We start from the raw sequence: 15496 nt of genomic DNA, 5'->3' as shown, positions 1-15496 counted from the left end.
AACATTTACTAAGCCGCCTCTTTTGTAATCCAATAATACATGAAATAATAAGGGGCTATTTCAAGAGCGCAAAGATATAAAATAAAATAAAATAACTTGCTGATTATTGCATTTTGATACGTTTTTATTGAAATAAAATAGGAGTATAGGCTTATACACAGCGAAATGGCTATTATTGCTAGGGGTACAATTTGCGGAATATTGTCATAATAGAACAAAACAGCATTGATGGGAAGGATTAAAACGCCTATATAAGTTCTATAAGTGACTTTTTGTAAGTTAAAAAGGTCTGCAAATTCGTCGATATTGAATGAAGTTGCTACAATTTTCTCAATTAAAAATTTTCCCAGAATAAAATAAAGTAAAAATGTGGCAAGCTGAATGAATAAAACCCAGTCTGTTTTAGAAGCATATCCGAAAATATGCATCGTAAGCTGTATGAAAAAAGCATACGAAACAATTTGTACAAAAAATAAACCAACGGTAAAGCTGCTTCTTAAATGATTATTGTCGCGATAGATCTTGGCGTATTTGTCTGAAAAAATAAGTTTGCTGAATTCGCTAAACCTGGTTTCGTAAGCTGATTTAGTCATAGCAACAACTGCAAAGGTCAACACAAATAAAAGTGTTGCCCAGTCTTTGTTTTCCAGAATTCGGGGATGAAGTTGTTCAATCATAGCGATGCAAAATTAGTAATTTTTTGCATCAATACTTTTATTATATATTTATTATGAATCAAATGCTATAAAAAGTTTACTTTTGCGGTGAAATTACTCAGAAAAATGAATGATTGTATTGTCATAATTCCCACTTACAACGAAATCGAAAATATTGAAAGTATAGTTAGAGCTGTACTTTCGCAACATAAACCTTTTCATCTTTTAATCATTGACGATAATTCGCCTGATCATACTGCCAATAAAGTAGTTGCTTTACAGGAAGAGTTTCCGGACCGGTTGTTTTTAGAAAAAAGGGCTAAAAAGTCAGGTTTAGGAACGGCCTATGTTCATGGTTTTAAATGGGCACTAGAGCGTCAATATAACTTCATTTTTGAAATGGATGCCGACTTTTCACATAATCCAAATGATCTCGAAAAGCTGTTTGATGCCTGCCATTTTGGTGGAGCCGATTTGGCTATTGGTTCTCGTTATGTAACGGGGGTAAATGTTGTCAACTGGCCATTAAGCCGTGTTTTGATGTCGTACTTCGCTTCGGTGTACGTGAAATTTATTACCGGAATGAAAATACACGATGCAACAGCAGGTTTTGTTTGTTATAAAAGGGAAGTGTTGGAGAAAATCAATCTTAACAAAATTAAATTTGTGGGTTATGCTTTTCAGATTGAAATGAAGTACAGAACTTACTGTGCTAAATTTGAAATTAAAGAGGTTCCAATTATTTTTACAGACAGAACAAAAGGAGTTTCTAAAATGAGCAATGCCATTATTAAAGAAGCGATACTTGGGGTAATTTCACTTCGATTGAAAAAATTAGTCAATACTTTATAAAGTTATGAAAATGAATAAGATTCTAATAAAAAATGCCAGAATTGTAAACGAAGGATCTATTTTTGAAGGAGATGTTTTGATCGAAAACGACCTGATTGTTGAAGTGGCAGACAGCATCAGTCTAAAATCATCTGATTGTAAAGTAATAGATGCCGAAGGGAATTACTTAATTCCAGGGGCGATTGATGATCAGGTGCATTTTAGAGAGCCCGGGCTAACGCACAAAGGAGACATTGAATCCGAATCAAGAGCTGCAGTTGCAGGTGGAATCACTTCTTTTATCGAGCAGCCTAATACAGTTCCAAATGCTGTAACTCAGGAAATACTCGAAGACAAATATCAGGTTGCGGCAGTAAAATCATTTGCGAATTACTCTTTTATGATGGGAGCTACCAATGATAACCTCGAAGAAGTTCTAAAAACAAATCCAAAGAATGTTGCGGGAGTAAAAATTTTTCTGGGTTCTTCAACCGGAAATATGCTGGTAGATAATGAAGCTACTTTAGAAAAGATATTCTCCAGTACGCCAATGTTAATCGCAGTACATTGCGAAGACGAAACTACTATACAGAATAATTTAAAGGAGTTTAAAGAACAGTATGGTGATGATATTCCGGTTACGGCGCATCATTTAATACGCAGCGAAGAAGCGTGTTATATTTCTTCTTCAAAAGCAGTGGCACTAGCTAAGAAAACAGGAGCGCGCTTGCATATTTTTCACCTTTCGACTGCGAAAGAAATGGAATTGTTTACCAATAAAATTCCATTGGAAGATAAAAAAATTACCGCTGAAGTTTGTGTACATCATCTATGGTTTACAGATGAAGATTATAAAACCAAAGGGAATTTTATTAAATGGAATCCTGCTGTAAAAACAGCAAACGACCGAAAAGTGCTTTGGGAAGCTCTAAATGATGGTCGTATCGATGTAATTGCTACAGATCATGCGCCACATACTAAAGAAGAAAAAATGCAGCCTTATCTGAATGCACCATCCGGTGGACCGCTTGTACAGCATGCCGTTGTGGCCATGTTTGAAGCACATCATCAAGGGAAAATCAGCGTAGAGAAAATTGTAGAGAAAATGTGCCACAATCCGGCTAAAATTTTCAAAATAGAAAAAAGAGGTTTTATAAAAGAAGGTTATTATGCCGATTTAGTGATTGTAAATCCAAGTTTGCCATGGAGCGTGAAACCGGAGAATATTTTAGCTAAGTGTGGATGGTCACCTTTTGAGAATTTTACTTTTAAGTCTAGAATTACTCATACTTTTGTAAACGGTGAAATGGTTTACAATAACTTTAAAGTAAAAGATATTCGCGCAGGAAAACGTTTATTGTTTGACAGATAAAAAGCTGAGATGAAAAATTTTATAGTAATAATATTGGTGTTGTTTCTTTCTGTAAGTTGTAAAAAAGAGTTGGTCAAACAGCCTGCAAAGCTTATCGAGAAAGATAAAATGGTTGATATTATGTATGATCTCTCTCTTATTGAAGCTATGAAGTATCAGCATCCTGTTTCGGTAGATTCAGTCGAAACAAGTCCTACGGCGTTTATCCTGAAAAAGTACAAGATTGATAGTTTGCAATTTTCACAGAGTAATCGTTACTATGCGGCTGATTATGAGAATTATAAAAGCATGTTTGATGAAGTTGGAAAACGTTTGGCTGTTAATCAAAGAGCTGTAGATTCGATATTAAAAATTGAAGAGAAAAATGCAGCAAAAGCAAAGAAAACCAAACTTAAAGATACAGTAGGGAATAATCTAACAAAGGTGAAACTGGATTCTATCCGAAAAACAAAACGATTAGATCGATAGTTGTTAAAGTTTTGAAATATTTTTTATGTACTCATGTACATCCTGAAAAACCGTTCCCAGAGCGGTTTTTATTTTTTCATTAGAATACAGATTATTGGAATAGGAGGCCTTTGCAGTTGCTTTTGTAAGACGTCTTTTCTGAAAAAATAAAGTCGAAAAAATCGCATCGACGACCCAAAGGAAATTCATGAATACCGGCGTAGCATGAATGCTTGGTTTTTTTACTTTTAAAGTATCGGCAATCGTGTTTAGGATATCCTGAAAAACAATATTGTCGGCAATTAAAGTAAAGCGTTCGTTTTTAATGTCGCTTTTCATTAATTGATTAGCAATTTTTGTCACATCATTTATAGCAACAAAACCGGTACTTCCAAGAGTATAAAAAGAAAGTCCGTTGGCAACTTTGGCATAGAGTTCTGCACTTCCCTGTACGTTTGTTTTGTTCTTCGGGATTGGCCCCAGAATAACACCCGGATTTAAGATAATTACGTCTAAGCCTTCCTGTAAACCACGCCAAACTTCCATTTCGGCTCCGTATTTAGAAATTGCGTAATCACTATGAGGTTTCTCGGGGTTCCAGTCTGTTTCTTCTGTAATGTAAGTTTCATGAGCTGCTAAATCACCTAAAGCAGCAATAGAGCTTATAAAGCAGAACTTCTTTACCGCTCTGGCAATCGAAAAATTAACCATATTGGCAGTTCCTTCGATATTGATTTTTCGAAGTGCTTCTTCGTCTTTGGGGTCAAATGAGATCAGTGCGGCACAATGATATACATAATCAATGTTTATAAAGGCGATTTCTAAAGAAGGGACATCTAAAATGTCTGCTTCAACCCATTCGATTTTTTCAAACAGCTCTCCTTTTTTGTACAATTCAAAAACCGATTTGGTTTTCTCAATATTATTCAGATTTCGGTAAATAGCCCGAACATTTTCTTCATTTTCAATCAAATGAAGTAATAAATGTGCGCCAACTAAACCTGTGCCTCCTGTTACTAATACCATCTCGTAAAGATAGTATTTTGGACTAAAGATGCAAAGAGAGACAGGTTTAAAGGCGCAAGTTTTTATTCAATTTTGTTTTTTTAGAAAATAGTATACCCTAGTATAAAATCTAATGATCTGTAAGCTCCGCTATAAGAGGTAAATCCGGTAAGGATATCCTTGCGGCTATTTGCTCTAATTTCTGCAGTCACTTTGTTCTTGAAATTGTAACCAAGTCCGGTTAGAAAATTACCGCTTGTAGAGCTGTCTAAGTTGGTTGGTTTGCTTGTAAGTTTGAATTTACCACTTACATCAATGGCATAACCGGCATTAATAAATATTTTAGATTTGCTGCTTAGGAAAAAATAATGACGTACTCCAAAAGGAATCTGTATGGCTGAGTATTTAACTTCAGAGGGAAATTCGACTCTCATACCATCATTCATGTAATTTATTACTCCGGTTTCACTCTTGTTTTCGTACTGTTGATAGGTTGGGTTTATAAAAAGACTCCATTTGTTTTTGTTGAAAGGAAGAATAAGTTCGCCTTCCAATCCTATTTTAAAAGTTGCTTTCTTAGAGTAGTCTACACTATTATATCCATCCCTATTGATACCATCAATTGAAATAGAAGAAAAACCAATACCCGGAGTTATCTTTAAATGATAAATACTTTTATTTGCTGAGGTAATTGTTTTCTCGATTTCATCAGATGAGATATTATTGTATTTCAGGAAATATTTCATAAGAGCCTCTTTTTTATAAGGCAGGTTCTTAACATCATATTCAGTTGTGTTTTTGGTCTTAACATTGTTGAATAATTGTTGTCTGAAGTAATTGTTTTCAACTGTTGTCCGTGAGTTATTCAGTTCAGCAATGTATTCCTTATGTACAAGCTGTTCTGCGGATCTTTCTTTTGTTTCATAAAAGAACCTTGTAATGTCATTATTGGTATAGTAATATAAAGAAGCCTCTCCTTTAACAAGAACTTTTAAGAAAACGAGCTGCTCTTTCCAAATCGGATTTTTGTCTGTAGAAAAACTTTCCAATACATCACTTGAAAGGTCAATATTGACTTTTGCTCTTTTGTATGTCGTGTGGTTTTCAATTCCAAACTCCTGGACATTTGTAATTGTTTCGGTTTTAGTATCGGTGTCTTCGCTATTTATTTTGTACTTGAAATCTGTCGGGTTGTAGTTCCAGTCTATGTTTTTGATGAAGCATTCTGTCCGGGTTCCATTATTAGATATGAAATATCCTTTTTCAAAAGAGATCTGAGCATTAATAAAGGAGTAAGAAAGTAAGATTGCAAGAAGCAAAAGTTTTTTCATAAAGGTAATTTTTGGATGGTTATTAATTAGTTGAGGTAAAAATAAGTAAAAAGTTATTGGTTGTATGCAAAATGTGAAAAGTTGTATATGTTTTAATTGGAGTTTTTGGAAAGGCTAAAGTTTTAAGGGATGTTCTCTTTGTGCCTAAGGATTTTGATGTTGAAATTGCTTTTTACTATTGATATTGGAACTGCTTTTTGTCATTGCCATTGCCATTGATTATATTTGCACAAATTATTTAAAAAATGAAGAATCTAGTTGAAGAATTAAAGTGGCGCGGGTTATATCATGATAGCATGCCAGGAACGGAAGAACAATTGCTAAAAGAAGTAACTGCGGCTTATATTGGTTTCGATCCAACGGCAGATTCACTGCATATTGGCAGCATGGTTCAGATTATTTTATTGGTTCATTTAAAGAATTTTGGGCATCAGCCAGTTGCTCTTGTGGGTGGTGCGACCGGAATGATTGGTGATCCTTCTGGGAAATCTGACGAAAGAAATTTGCTGAACGAAGAAACTTTGGCTAAAAACGTTGCGGGAATTAAAAGTGTTCTGTCTCGTTTCTTAGATTTTAATTCAAATGAACCAAACGCCCCAATTATGGTTAATAACTATGATTGGATGAAAGAATTCTCGTTTATTGATTTTGCCCGTGAGGTTGGAAAGCGTATTACGGTAAATTATATGATGGCGAAGGATTCTGTTAAGAAAAGAATTAATGGAGAAGGTGAAGGAATGTCTTTCACGGAATTTACTTATCAATTAATTCAAGGATACGATTTTTATCATTTATATAAGAACAACAACTGTCTTTTGCAAATGGGAGGTTCTGATCAATGGGGGAATATTACCACTGGAACAGAATTAGTGCGTAGAATGGGGGGAGAGAATGCTAAAGCTTTTGCGTTAACAACACCATTAATTACAAAAGCAGACGGGTCTAAATTCGGAAAATCTGAAGGTGGAAATGTTTGGTTGGATACTGATAAAACCTCAGTGTATAAATTTTACCAGTTTTGGGTGAATTCAACTGACGTAGATGCAGAGAAATACATCAAAATCTTTACGTTTTTAGATAAAGAAACGATTGATGCTTTAATCGAAGAGCACAGAACAGCTCCGCATTTAAGAGTTTTACAAAAGAAACTGGCAGAAGAAATTACCATTTTTGTTCACTCTGAAGAAGAATTGGAAAAAGCAATTCAGGCGTCGAATATTTTGTTTGGAAATTCTACAGCCGAAGATTTGAAGAAACTGGATGAAGCTACTTTTTTGGAAGTTTTTGACGGTGTTCCTCAGGCTGAAATCGCAAAAGCTGATTTAGAAAACGGTTTGGAGATCATTACGGTTTTAAACGAGAAAACGGGTTTCTTTAAATCAAACGGAGAAGCAAGACGTGCCTTAACCGCAAATTCGATCTCGGTGAACAGAGAAAAAATAAAAGAAGATTTTGTCTTAACTGCAAATGATTTAATTAATAATCAGTTTGTGTTATTACAAAGCGGAAAGAAGAATTATTTTGTGATTAGAGTGGTTTAGATTGTTTAACTGTTTAATCGGTTTAGAGAGCGATTAAACGGTTTAACAAATCAACATCTAAAGCACCATCAGGTTACAACCACGAATATCGGAATTATCAAAACGTCCCAATACCTCGAAAGAGTTGTTGGGATATTTTTTGCCTAAATCCTGAGTGGCAATAAAGGAACACGAATTGATATTGGCCAAATCAATAACGTTGATTCCACCGGTTTTTCCGTCTTTCACGTAAGTGAGCGCATCTTCGGGATCACGAACTAAAATGTTCATCCACGACGGACATTCAAAAATACCTTCGCCCAGAGAATAAGCTTGTCCCAGAAGTTCGGTCATGCCGTATTCTGAATGAATGGCCGAAACGCCAAAACCTGCACAAAGCTGTTCGTGTAATTCTTCGCGAATCATTTCTTTACGTTTGCCTTTCATACCGCCAGTTTCCATAATAATGGTATTCTGGAGATTGAATTGGTGTTTCTCAATCAGATCCAGTAAGGCATAAGTAACCCCAATTAAGATCACATTTTGACCGGATTCGTCTAAAGTGGTAAGCTTTTTAATCAGGTCGTCGTGATTGTGCAGGTAAAACCCACTGTCAGGCTGATTGGAGAGTTTTATTAAGTCTTCGACCATATAGATTAGCGAAGATCCATCGCGTTCGAGATAGGACGGTAAAAGTGCTAAAACAACGTAATCCTCTATGTTGCCATAGAATTGTGAAAATCCGTTGCGGTAGCTTTCTTCGTAAAGGGTTACATCGGTCACAATATGTCTGCTGGTAATCATGCCGGTTGTTCCGCTGCTTGTAAAAGTTACCTGAGCAGGATTAGTATTGGAAACGACATTGTGACTCTTGAAAAACTGAATGGGTAAAAAAGGAATTTGTTCCAGTGATTTTATCTGTTGTGGATTTACTTTTAAAAAATCGCAAAAATCACGATATACAACATTATTCTCATGTTGAAAACGAAACACTTTTAGGGCTATTTTCTCAAATTGTTTCTGACTCGAAATGGTAAATATATCGTTGGCTGTGATCAAAACTTTTTTTGTGCAAAGATATTGTTTTTAGTTTTCAGTCACAGTATTCAGTCACAGTTTTCAGTTGTCATTTTAGGTTTTCGTAGAAACTGAAAACCGAGACTGTGACTGAAAACTAAAAAAGCTCTAATTTTCATTAGAGCTTTTGTGTTTTATCGGATAATGAGTTTTCGTGTTGCCGAATTATTTTCCTCACTTATTTTGATGATGTAAACGCCGGGAACGAGATCCGAAACGTTTAATTCTCGTGAACTTAAATGTGTTTGAAGTACTTTTTTACCTAAAACATCAAAGATGATGATCTCTTTTTCTAAATCATTTTTAGAGGAGATAGTTACTTTTCCACCAGTCACTGGATTAGGGTACAAGCTTAAACCCTCAATGGTTGCGGTCTGTTGAGGTTTTGGTAATTGCTTACTGTCTTGTGCTGAAACACTTACAGTAAAGAAAAAAGCCAATAAGAAAGTAATATAAAAGTAATTTTTTGCCATCGCGTTATTTTGGTTACTGTAAATATACAAAAAAAAAGTACAAAAATTACACCAAAAAAAAACATCCTAAATTTTTAGGATGTTTTTAACAATATTGTTTTTTAAACTTTTATTTAGTCAAATCAACACCATTAACTGTTGCCCAGGCACCTCCAGTTATTGAAGCTCCAGTAGCAGTATCATCTGTTACAAAATTTCCAGCAGGGAATGTAACAATACCGTCCCATGGAGCTACCACTACACCTAAGATGTTTTTAGAAGTGTTAGTAATTTTAACTTTAGTAATTTTAATTTTACCACCGTTTACTTGGTTTGTGTTTGTTGAAGCATCTTGTATTTTTACAGCTGCACCAGTGTAAACTTTACCAGCTTCAGTATAGTCACCATAACCATCGATGATAATGTTACTGAAATCACCATTTCCTTCATTTTTGAATTGGAAAGCATCTACTTGAACATCTCCAACTGCTTCAGGAGTTGTACCAGCAATTCTTCTTAGAGTGATATTTGTAACTTTAGGGAAGTAAGCGTTATTGTTTTTAGAAGATTCGATTTCAATTCCGAAATTTCCTTTTACATTTTGACGTGCATACCAATTTGAATTGGCTTGACCTTGCCATCCATCTTGCCAGTCAAAAGAATCATCTGTATTTTCGTACGAGATCGCATTTGTTAAACTTGCAGTTCCTCCGTAAAATTCGAATCCGTCATCAGCACCTTTGTAAGATACTAAGTGATCTAAAGTTGTTCCTGATCCTACAGAGTAGAAAGAGAATCCGTTTAATTCTTTAGTTCCGTCAGCTAATTTAGAACCAGCATACTCTACTCTTACATATTTTAATGAACCACCGTTATGAGCAGCATTTGTTCCTCCATATGGTAAAGCATTTCCATCTTCTGAAGTAGAAGTTTTTACACCGTTGATAGCATTGATTGGTGCGTCACCATACATGATGATACCTCCCCAAGAACCAGCTATTTTAGATTTCTCAGTAAATACAACTGGTTTATCAGCAGTACCATTGATAATTAGTTTACCACCATTTAAAACTACTAATGCATTATCTCCGGTAGTTTTATCAACTGTAATAGTTGAACCAGCTTCAAAGGTTAATGTTACACCTGAATTAACTTTTACCATACCTTTCATAGTATAGTTTCCTAAAGCATAAGTTTTATCAGCTGTAATTGGACCAGTAATTTCTCCAGTTGCTACAGGTACAGCAGTTACAGTTACAGTTTTTGTAACAGCAACAGATTGTACTGTGTAAGTAATAACTGAAGTACCAACAGAAACTCCTGTGATAACCCCAGTTGAAGCCGCAACAGTTGCAACAGCAGGTGTAGCACTTGTGTAAGTACCGCCAGTAGTTGTACTGCTAAAAGTGGTAGTCGCTCCTACAACAATACTTTCAGTTCCTGTTAAAGGAGCTACAGTAAATGGAGCCGGATCATTGTCGCTACTACATGATGAAAATAATAAGCCAATAGAAAGGGCTAAAGCGAAAAATTTAGTTTTCATAGTTGTGTTTTAATAGTTTATTTCTTTGCTGACAAAATTAGGATGAGAATACTTCATGTGTGTTAGCTAAGTATTACAATACTGTTATTATAAAATCTCTTAAATATGAATTTAATGTTAAGTTGATTTATAATGGAGTATAAAAAAAGCCCTATCGAAATAGAGCTTTGTGTTTATAAAAGTAAATAGTATTAGAATGTGTATCCAAGGCTTAAAGAAAACCCTCGGCTTTTTTTGTAACTTCTTGTTATCGGATCTCCTACAACAGGAGTTACGCTGTTATCTCCTATTTCAAATTTACGAGCAGGGTCAATTAAGTTGTCTGCTGAGAATTTTACATCAAAATGATCATTTATTTTACTGCTCCATACAAAATCTAATTGTTGTACTGGTAGTTCGTAAATATGATCTAAACCATTTGTTCCTACCGCATAGATTCTCTTTCCAAATACTGAATATACTAATGAAAGAGTATTATTCCAGTTCTTATTAATGTCAAATTGATATTTTAAATCAGAATTAATCAACCATTTTGAAGCACCTTGTAAATCTCTTGATCTATGAGTTTCTATTGATTGTGAGGTACTTCCGTCAGGATTTGTGATAAAAGGTTTTACTTCTGCTTTTGTACTCATTAATGAAGTGTTGAATCCTAGTGAGAAATCTTTAAAAGCATTAGTAAGTCTTCCTAAATCATATATGAATTCAATTTCTGCACCGTATAGAACGGCATTGTCTGAATTTAAATAGGTAATGATTGTAGAACCTGCGGCATTAGCGGTTAATGTTCTTTCAATTGGATTTTTCATTTTCTTTCCAAAAAGACCAACTGCAAACATTTCTTTTGCTGTTGGGAAAAGCTCGTATTTTAAATCAACATTGTAATTATCACTATTTACTAAATATGGGTTTCCTTTCATAGAAGTTCCATCGGCATTGATGTATTCAATTGGATAGGCCTCCATTATTACAGGTTTTGTATAAGTTACACCACCAGCTAAACGAATATTTGATTTTTCATTAATACTATATTTGGTATTTACCGAAGGTAGAAAATAAACTTTATCGTAATTTAAAGTTATGAATGGTTCGTCAAATGAACCTTGTTGTCTGTACTTAGTAGTTCTATTTGCATTTTCTACTCTTACTCCACCATTCACTTCAAGTTTTTCATTGAACTTATAAAGTAAATTTGCATACCCGGCATTGGTTCCTTCTTTTAGGATTGCTTTATAAGTCGAGTTAGAGCTTTCTCTGTAGTTAAAAGCACCTCCAGCCACGTAGCCGTTCAATTGATTGTCAATACTATTCAAAGGAGCATCAACATTTGGACCTGTAGTTGGTGAAATAAAACGGTAAGAAGATTCCATATCTGATTTATTTCCGTTATATCCAACTGTAAGTTTATGATTTTTGTCTGATCCAAACTTTAAGTTGTATTCTGCTAATCCAGAGAAGTATGAATTTCCGGTAATTTCCAGATATTGTTTGATAAAGTTATTTCCGGCAATTGAAGCTATAACTCCTTCATTTTCAGTTTTTACACCTGAGAATGCTTTTCTGTCAGGCTGGTCGTATTTTGTTTTTGCATAAGAGATACCAGCTTTTACAGTCTGACTCTTGTCTTCAGTTAATGCGTATTCTCCTAATAATTGATTATTCCAATAATTTGATTGGTCTAATTGATTCGTGCGGATAAGAGTTTTGTTTGTTCCAGTTCCAGTTTCAGCATTTGCAACACCAAATTGATCTTTGATTAAATTGTCAGTAGTTCTTATGAAAAGACTATTGTAAGCTAATTTGAATCTTTTGGCACTATAATTTAAACCTAATAAACCTGTTAAAGAAGTTTTATAATGGTTGTCTGTCGTAACAAAGTCAGTTTTGTAAGCGATTCCGGTACTTTGATAGGCAAAAGTTCTGTCTACTCCTTCTTGAATTCCATAGCTGTTTTCAGCATTTATCGAAAATATATAAGAAAAGTTTCTGTCTTTACCTAAGTCGAATTTTTCTGAATGTAAAAATCCAATACTTGTATTTAGTGGACTTCTTATAGGTGAAACATCAAAACCACTTTGAAATGAATTTAACGATTCTTGAGGAGTAAAAACATGTCCGGAAGGAGTGCCTCCTAATAATGAAGGTAGTTTTCTATTGTCTCCTGTCATTCCAAAGAAACCTTCTGCTGAGTCTGCATCTTTAGAAAGAGAGAATCTTTTAAAATTACTATTGGCAATATAACTAGTTCCGATATTAATTTTTGTAATGCTTTTTGTGTTTTTCGAAGTCTGAATATTAAATGTTCCTCCAGCGAAGTCACCATATATATTAGGGTTGAAAGTCTTGTATACTTCTATAACACCAACAATATCAGTTGAAAATAAGTCCAATGGGATAATCTTTAAAAAAGGATTGTTTGTTGGAGCGGCAAGATCATTGATTAATAAATTGTTGTATCGGTCTTCTAATCCACGAACAAATAAACCTCTTGAACCTACTTTTGTAATTCCGGTGATTTTTGTCAAACCTTCTTCGACATCACTAACACCTTTTCTTGACATTTCCTGTGCTCCAATGCTTTGTTTGATAACGACAGCGTTTTTTTGATCGAGTAATAAGGCGGTTTCTTTTTCTTTGTTTACGGCAGACGATTTTACAACAACATCTTTAAGTGTAAAACTTCCTGATGAAAGTACCTGATTTACCGTAAGAGTTTCATTTGCTTTAACAGTTACTGGCTTTTCTATAGATTCATATCCAACGAAACTAAAAATAATGATATAATTTCCCGGATTTACATTTAAGGAATATTTTCCCTCAATGTCAGTGTTCGCGCTAATGTTAGTTCCCTTTAATAAAACATTTGCGAAAGGTAAAGCTTCATTGTTGGTTTCTTTGTCGGTTAATACACCAGAAATCGTACCTTTGTTTTGTGCGATCGAAATCGTACAGATGAATAATGTGATAAATAGAAATTTTAAATTGAATTTCATTTCAGTGTTGTGTTTAATTTATTTTTGTGCAAAGAAAGAAACGCTGTGTAAAGTTCATGTTAGCCACTTGTTATGTTTTCGTGTTGCGTAGATTATCAAATTGTTACCAGATTAAATTACCGTTAACCGCAATTTTTAACGGTTGTTTTATTAGTATATTTACCATCTCAAATGAAAATCATCGAATGTATAATAAAGAAAATTTGATGTAAAAATCTCAATTTTTGCTATTTATGAAAAAAACACAAACCAAGATTTTATTAGTTGACGATGAACCAGATATCTTAGAAATCGTTGGCTATAACCTTGCTCAGGAGGGCTACCAGATTGTAACTGCTTCTAACGGAAAAGAAGCAATAGCAAAGGCTCAGAAAGAATTGCCGGACTTGATTATTATGGATGTAATGATGGCAGAAATGGACGGAATGGAAGCCTGCGAACACATTAGAAAAATTCCTGAATTAAATAATGTTATCATAACATTCCTTACGGCAAGAAGTGAGGATTATTCACAAGTTGCTGGTTTTGATGCGGGTGCAGATGATTATATCACAAAACCAATAAAACCGAAATTATTGGTCTCCAAAGTAAAGGCGCTGTTAAGAAGGTTAAAAGAACAAGAAGTTGTAAGTGACACTTTAAATGTGGGAGGAATCGAGATCAACCGCGAAGAATATAAAATCATCAAAGGAAACGTGGAGATCGCCTTACCAAGAAAAGAATTCGAATTGTTTTACTTATTGGCCTCAAAACCGGGAAAAGTTTTCAAAAGAGACGAAATTCTGGATAAAGTATGGGGGAACGAGGTTGTAGTAGGAGGTAGAACCATTGATGTTCATATTCGAAAACTTCGTGAGAAAATAGGAGAAGACCTTTTTAAAACAATAAAAGGAGTGGGTTATAAATTTGAAGTTTAGCTTTTTAAGCTGCTGAGGTTCTGAAAAGCTGCGTGGCTAAGGGTTTTAATCAGGATTTAAATTCATTCAAATTGTTTTAAAATATTCAATACATTTAAACCATATAAGAATTGAAGTTTGTGTAATCTTCATTTTCTTATATGGTTTTTGAGTTATTCCTTTTTTGCTTTTGCCCAAAAGAATAGAACTCAAAACAGAACTTAATTTTCTTAATCTCTTAATGGCTCAATAATTTCAATGAAAATTAATTTTAAAAAAACATACAAATTTGCTGTAAAGTCAGCATTATACATAAGTCTTTTTGCAACAGGATTTGTGATGATATTGATGTCCTTGTTTTATAAAAACCAGTTGAAGTATCAATTTGCATTCGGAATAATCTTTATAATATCCATTTATGCGTTTTCGTTCCTGGTCTTGCAATACCGTGTGGAGCGTTTTATTTACAGAAGAGTCAAGAAGATATACGATGAGGTTTCATTATTAGAGACAACAACATTGATCAATCAACCTATAACTACGGATATGGAAACGCTTTCACGTGAAGTGAAAAAGTTTGCTACGGATAAAAAGCTGGAAATTGAAATGCTGGAAATCAGGGAACAATACCGACGTGAGTTTCTTGGAAATGTTTCACATGAGCTGAAAACACCTTTGTTTACGGTTCAGGGATATGTTTCGACTTTGTTGGATGGCGCTATGGAAGATAAGAATATTCGAAAAAAATATTTAAAGCGCGCTGAAAAAGGCGTTGAACGATTGATTTATATCGTCGAAGATCTGGACATGATCACCAAGCTGGAATCAGGAGATCTGGATTTAATCATGAGTGATTTTGATATTGTAGAACTGATTCAGAATGTCTTCGATTTACTGGAAATGAAGGCCGACAAGAAGAAAATTAAATTGGCTTTTGAAAGTAAGAACATTAAGTCGGTAATCATTCGTGGAGATAAGGACAGAATTCAGCAAGTTCTGGAAAACCTGATCGTGAACTCTATTAAGTACGGTAAAGAGGGCGGTTTGACCGAAGTAGGAGTGGTTAATCTGACCAAGAAAAAAGTCTTAATCCGTATTAGTGATAATGGGGAAGGTGTTGAAAAACAAAATATCCCAAGACTTTTTGAGCGTTTTTACAGAGTGGATAAAAGTGGAACCCGTTCAGAAGGCGGTTCCGGATTAGGATTGGCCATCGTAAAACATATTATTGAAGCACATAAAGAGAAAGTATATGTAGAAAGTGAGTTCGGAATTGGTTCTGAATTTTCTTTTACGCTTGAAAAAGCAAACAAAACAATAAAAGCCGAAGTTAAATAATTGTAAGCTTGTTTGAGCGAGGTATCGTAAAACAG

At 34.5% G+C, this 15496-nt stretch carries 13 protein-coding genes; 6 read left to right on the top strand and 7 right to left on the bottom strand.

Annotated elements, in window-relative coordinates; genetic code table 11:
* Positions 1-8: 8 nt before the first annotated feature.
* Positions 9-677 carry a DUF4271 domain-containing protein gene (locus FLA105534_RS09970; RefSeq protein ID WP_173965977.1) on the bottom strand — a complete coding sequence of 223 codons (669 nt, stop codon included), beginning with the start codon at positions 675-677 and terminating at the stop codon, positions 9-11.
* Between the two features lie 105 nt (positions 678-782).
* Between FLA105534_RS09970 and FLA105534_RS09965 the strand changes: the two genes are divergently transcribed.
* Genes FLA105534_RS09965 through FLA105534_RS09955 form a run of 3 tightly spaced genes read left to right on the top strand, consistent with a single transcriptional unit; the run spans position 783 to position 3327 of the window.
* Entirely contained in the window at positions 783-1508 is a 726-nt protein-coding gene (locus FLA105534_RS09965) for a polyprenol monophosphomannose synthase (protein ID WP_173965976.1), read from the top strand.
* 10 nt (positions 1509-1518) lie between these two features.
* A complete protein-coding gene (locus tag FLA105534_RS09960) occupies positions 1519-2859 on the top strand; it encodes a dihydroorotase (RefSeq protein ID WP_173965975.1) in 1341 nt (446 codons plus the stop codon).
* 9 nt (positions 2860-2868) lie between these two features.
* Complete coding sequence (locus FLA105534_RS09955; protein WP_173965974.1) at positions 2869-3327, top strand: DUF4296 domain-containing protein; 459 nt, start codon at positions 2869-2871, stop codon at positions 3325-3327.
* Between the two features lie 3 nt (positions 3328-3330).
* Here the strand turns inward: FLA105534_RS09955 and FLA105534_RS09950 are convergent, their stop codons facing one another.
* Together FLA105534_RS09950 and FLA105534_RS09945 are read right to left on the bottom strand one after the other, a co-directional pair.
* Complete coding sequence (locus tag FLA105534_RS09950) at positions 3331-4332, bottom strand: NAD-dependent epimerase/dehydratase family protein (protein ID WP_173965973.1); 1002 nt, start codon at positions 4330-4332, stop codon at positions 3331-3333.
* 80 nt (positions 4333-4412) lie between these two features.
* On the bottom strand, positions 4413-5642 hold the full coding sequence (locus FLA105534_RS09945) for a porin family protein (protein ID WP_173965972.1): 1230 nt from the start codon (positions 5640-5642) through the stop codon (positions 4413-4415).
* Between the two features lie 245 nt (positions 5643-5887).
* Between FLA105534_RS09945 and tyrS the strand changes: the two genes are divergently transcribed.
* The gene (tyrS, locus tag FLA105534_RS09940) at positions 5888-7183 is read left to right on the top strand and encodes a tyrosine--tRNA ligase (RefSeq protein WP_173965971.1); all 1296 of its coding nucleotides are present in this window, start codon (positions 5888-5890) and stop codon (positions 7181-7183) included.
* A 57-nt stretch (positions 7184-7240) separates the two neighbouring features.
* Here tyrS and FLA105534_RS09935 read toward each other — a convergent pair whose 3' ends face one another.
* The 4 genes from FLA105534_RS09935 to FLA105534_RS09920 form a co-directional block, all read right to left on the bottom strand.
* Positions 7241-8221 carry a LuxE/PaaK family acyltransferase gene (locus FLA105534_RS09935; protein WP_173965970.1) on the bottom strand — a complete coding sequence of 327 codons (981 nt, stop codon included), beginning with the start codon at positions 8219-8221 and terminating at the stop codon, positions 7241-7243.
* A gap of 152 nt (positions 8222-8373) precedes the next feature.
* A complete protein-coding gene (locus FLA105534_RS09930) occupies positions 8374-8712 on the bottom strand; it encodes a T9SS type A sorting domain-containing protein (protein ID WP_173965969.1) in 339 nt (112 codons plus the stop codon).
* Positions 8713-8821: 109 nt separating this feature from the next.
* Positions 8822-10234 carry a YdgA family protein gene (locus FLA105534_RS09925; protein ID WP_173965968.1) on the bottom strand — a complete coding sequence of 471 codons (1413 nt, stop codon included), beginning with the start codon at positions 10232-10234 and terminating at the stop codon, positions 8822-8824.
* A gap of 191 nt (positions 10235-10425) precedes the next feature.
* Entirely contained in the window at positions 10426-13227 is a 2802-nt protein-coding gene (locus tag FLA105534_RS09920) for a TonB-dependent receptor (RefSeq protein ID WP_173965967.1), read from the bottom strand.
* Positions 13228-13460: 233 nt separating this feature from the next.
* On the opposite strand from FLA105534_RS09920, the gene FLA105534_RS09915 reads away from it, so the two are divergent.
* Together FLA105534_RS09915 and FLA105534_RS09910 are read left to right on the top strand one after the other, a co-directional pair.
* Positions 13461-14144 carry a response regulator transcription factor gene (locus tag FLA105534_RS09915; RefSeq protein ID WP_041518469.1) on the top strand — a complete coding sequence of 228 codons (684 nt, stop codon included), beginning with the start codon at positions 13461-13463 and terminating at the stop codon, positions 14142-14144.
* A gap of 237 nt (positions 14145-14381) precedes the next feature.
* Positions 14382-15461, top strand: coding sequence for a sensor histidine kinase (locus FLA105534_RS09910; RefSeq protein ID WP_173965966.1), 1080 nt, complete (start codon positions 14382-14384; stop codon positions 15459-15461).
* The last annotated feature ends 35 nt before the right edge of the window (positions 15462-15496 follow it).

This window comes from Flavobacterium collinsii, assembly GCF_902804485.1.
GTDB lineage: Bacteria > Bacteroidota > Bacteroidia > Flavobacteriales > Flavobacteriaceae > Flavobacterium > Flavobacterium collinsii.
Note: the sequence above shows the minus strand (reverse complement) of the source record. Positions and strands in the feature narration are given on the sequence as shown.

Coding starts and splice junctions, on each gene's coding strand:
- FLA105534_RS09970 (WP_173965977.1), bottom strand. CDS start 677: ATGATTGAACAACTTCATCCCCGAATTCTGGAAAACAAAGACTGGGCA.
- FLA105534_RS09965 (WP_173965976.1), top strand. CDS start 783: ATGAATGATTGTATTGTCATAATTCCCACTTACAACGAAATCGAAAAT.
- FLA105534_RS09960 (WP_173965975.1), top strand. CDS start 1,519: ATGAATAAGATTCTAATAAAAAATGCCAGAATTGTAAACGAAGGATCT.
- FLA105534_RS09955 (WP_173965974.1), top strand. CDS start 2,869: ATGAAAAATTTTATAGTAATAATATTGGTGTTGTTTCTTTCTGTAAGT.
- FLA105534_RS09950 (WP_173965973.1), bottom strand. CDS start 4,332: ATGGTATTAGTAACAGGAGGCACAGGTTTAGTTGGCGCACATTTATTA.
- FLA105534_RS09945 (WP_173965972.1), bottom strand. CDS start 5,642: ATGAAAAAACTTTTGCTTCTTGCAATCTTACTTTCTTACTCCTTTATT.
- tyrS (WP_173965971.1), top strand. CDS start 5,888: ATGAAGAATCTAGTTGAAGAATTAAAGTGGCGCGGGTTATATCATGAT.
- FLA105534_RS09930 (WP_173965969.1), bottom strand. CDS start 8,712: ATGGCAAAAAATTACTTTTATATTACTTTCTTATTGGCTTTTTTCTTT.
- FLA105534_RS09925 (WP_173965968.1), bottom strand. CDS start 10,234: ATGAAAACTAAATTTTTCGCTTTAGCCCTTTCTATTGGCTTATTATTT.
- FLA105534_RS09920 (WP_173965967.1), bottom strand. CDS start 13,227: ATGAAATTCAATTTAAAATTTCTATTTATCACATTATTCATCTGTACG.
- FLA105534_RS09915 (WP_041518469.1), top strand. CDS start 13,461: ATGAAAAAAACACAAACCAAGATTTTATTAGTTGACGATGAACCAGAT.
- FLA105534_RS09910 (WP_173965966.1), top strand. CDS start 14,382: ATGAAAATTAATTTTAAAAAAACATACAAATTTGCTGTAAAGTCAGCA.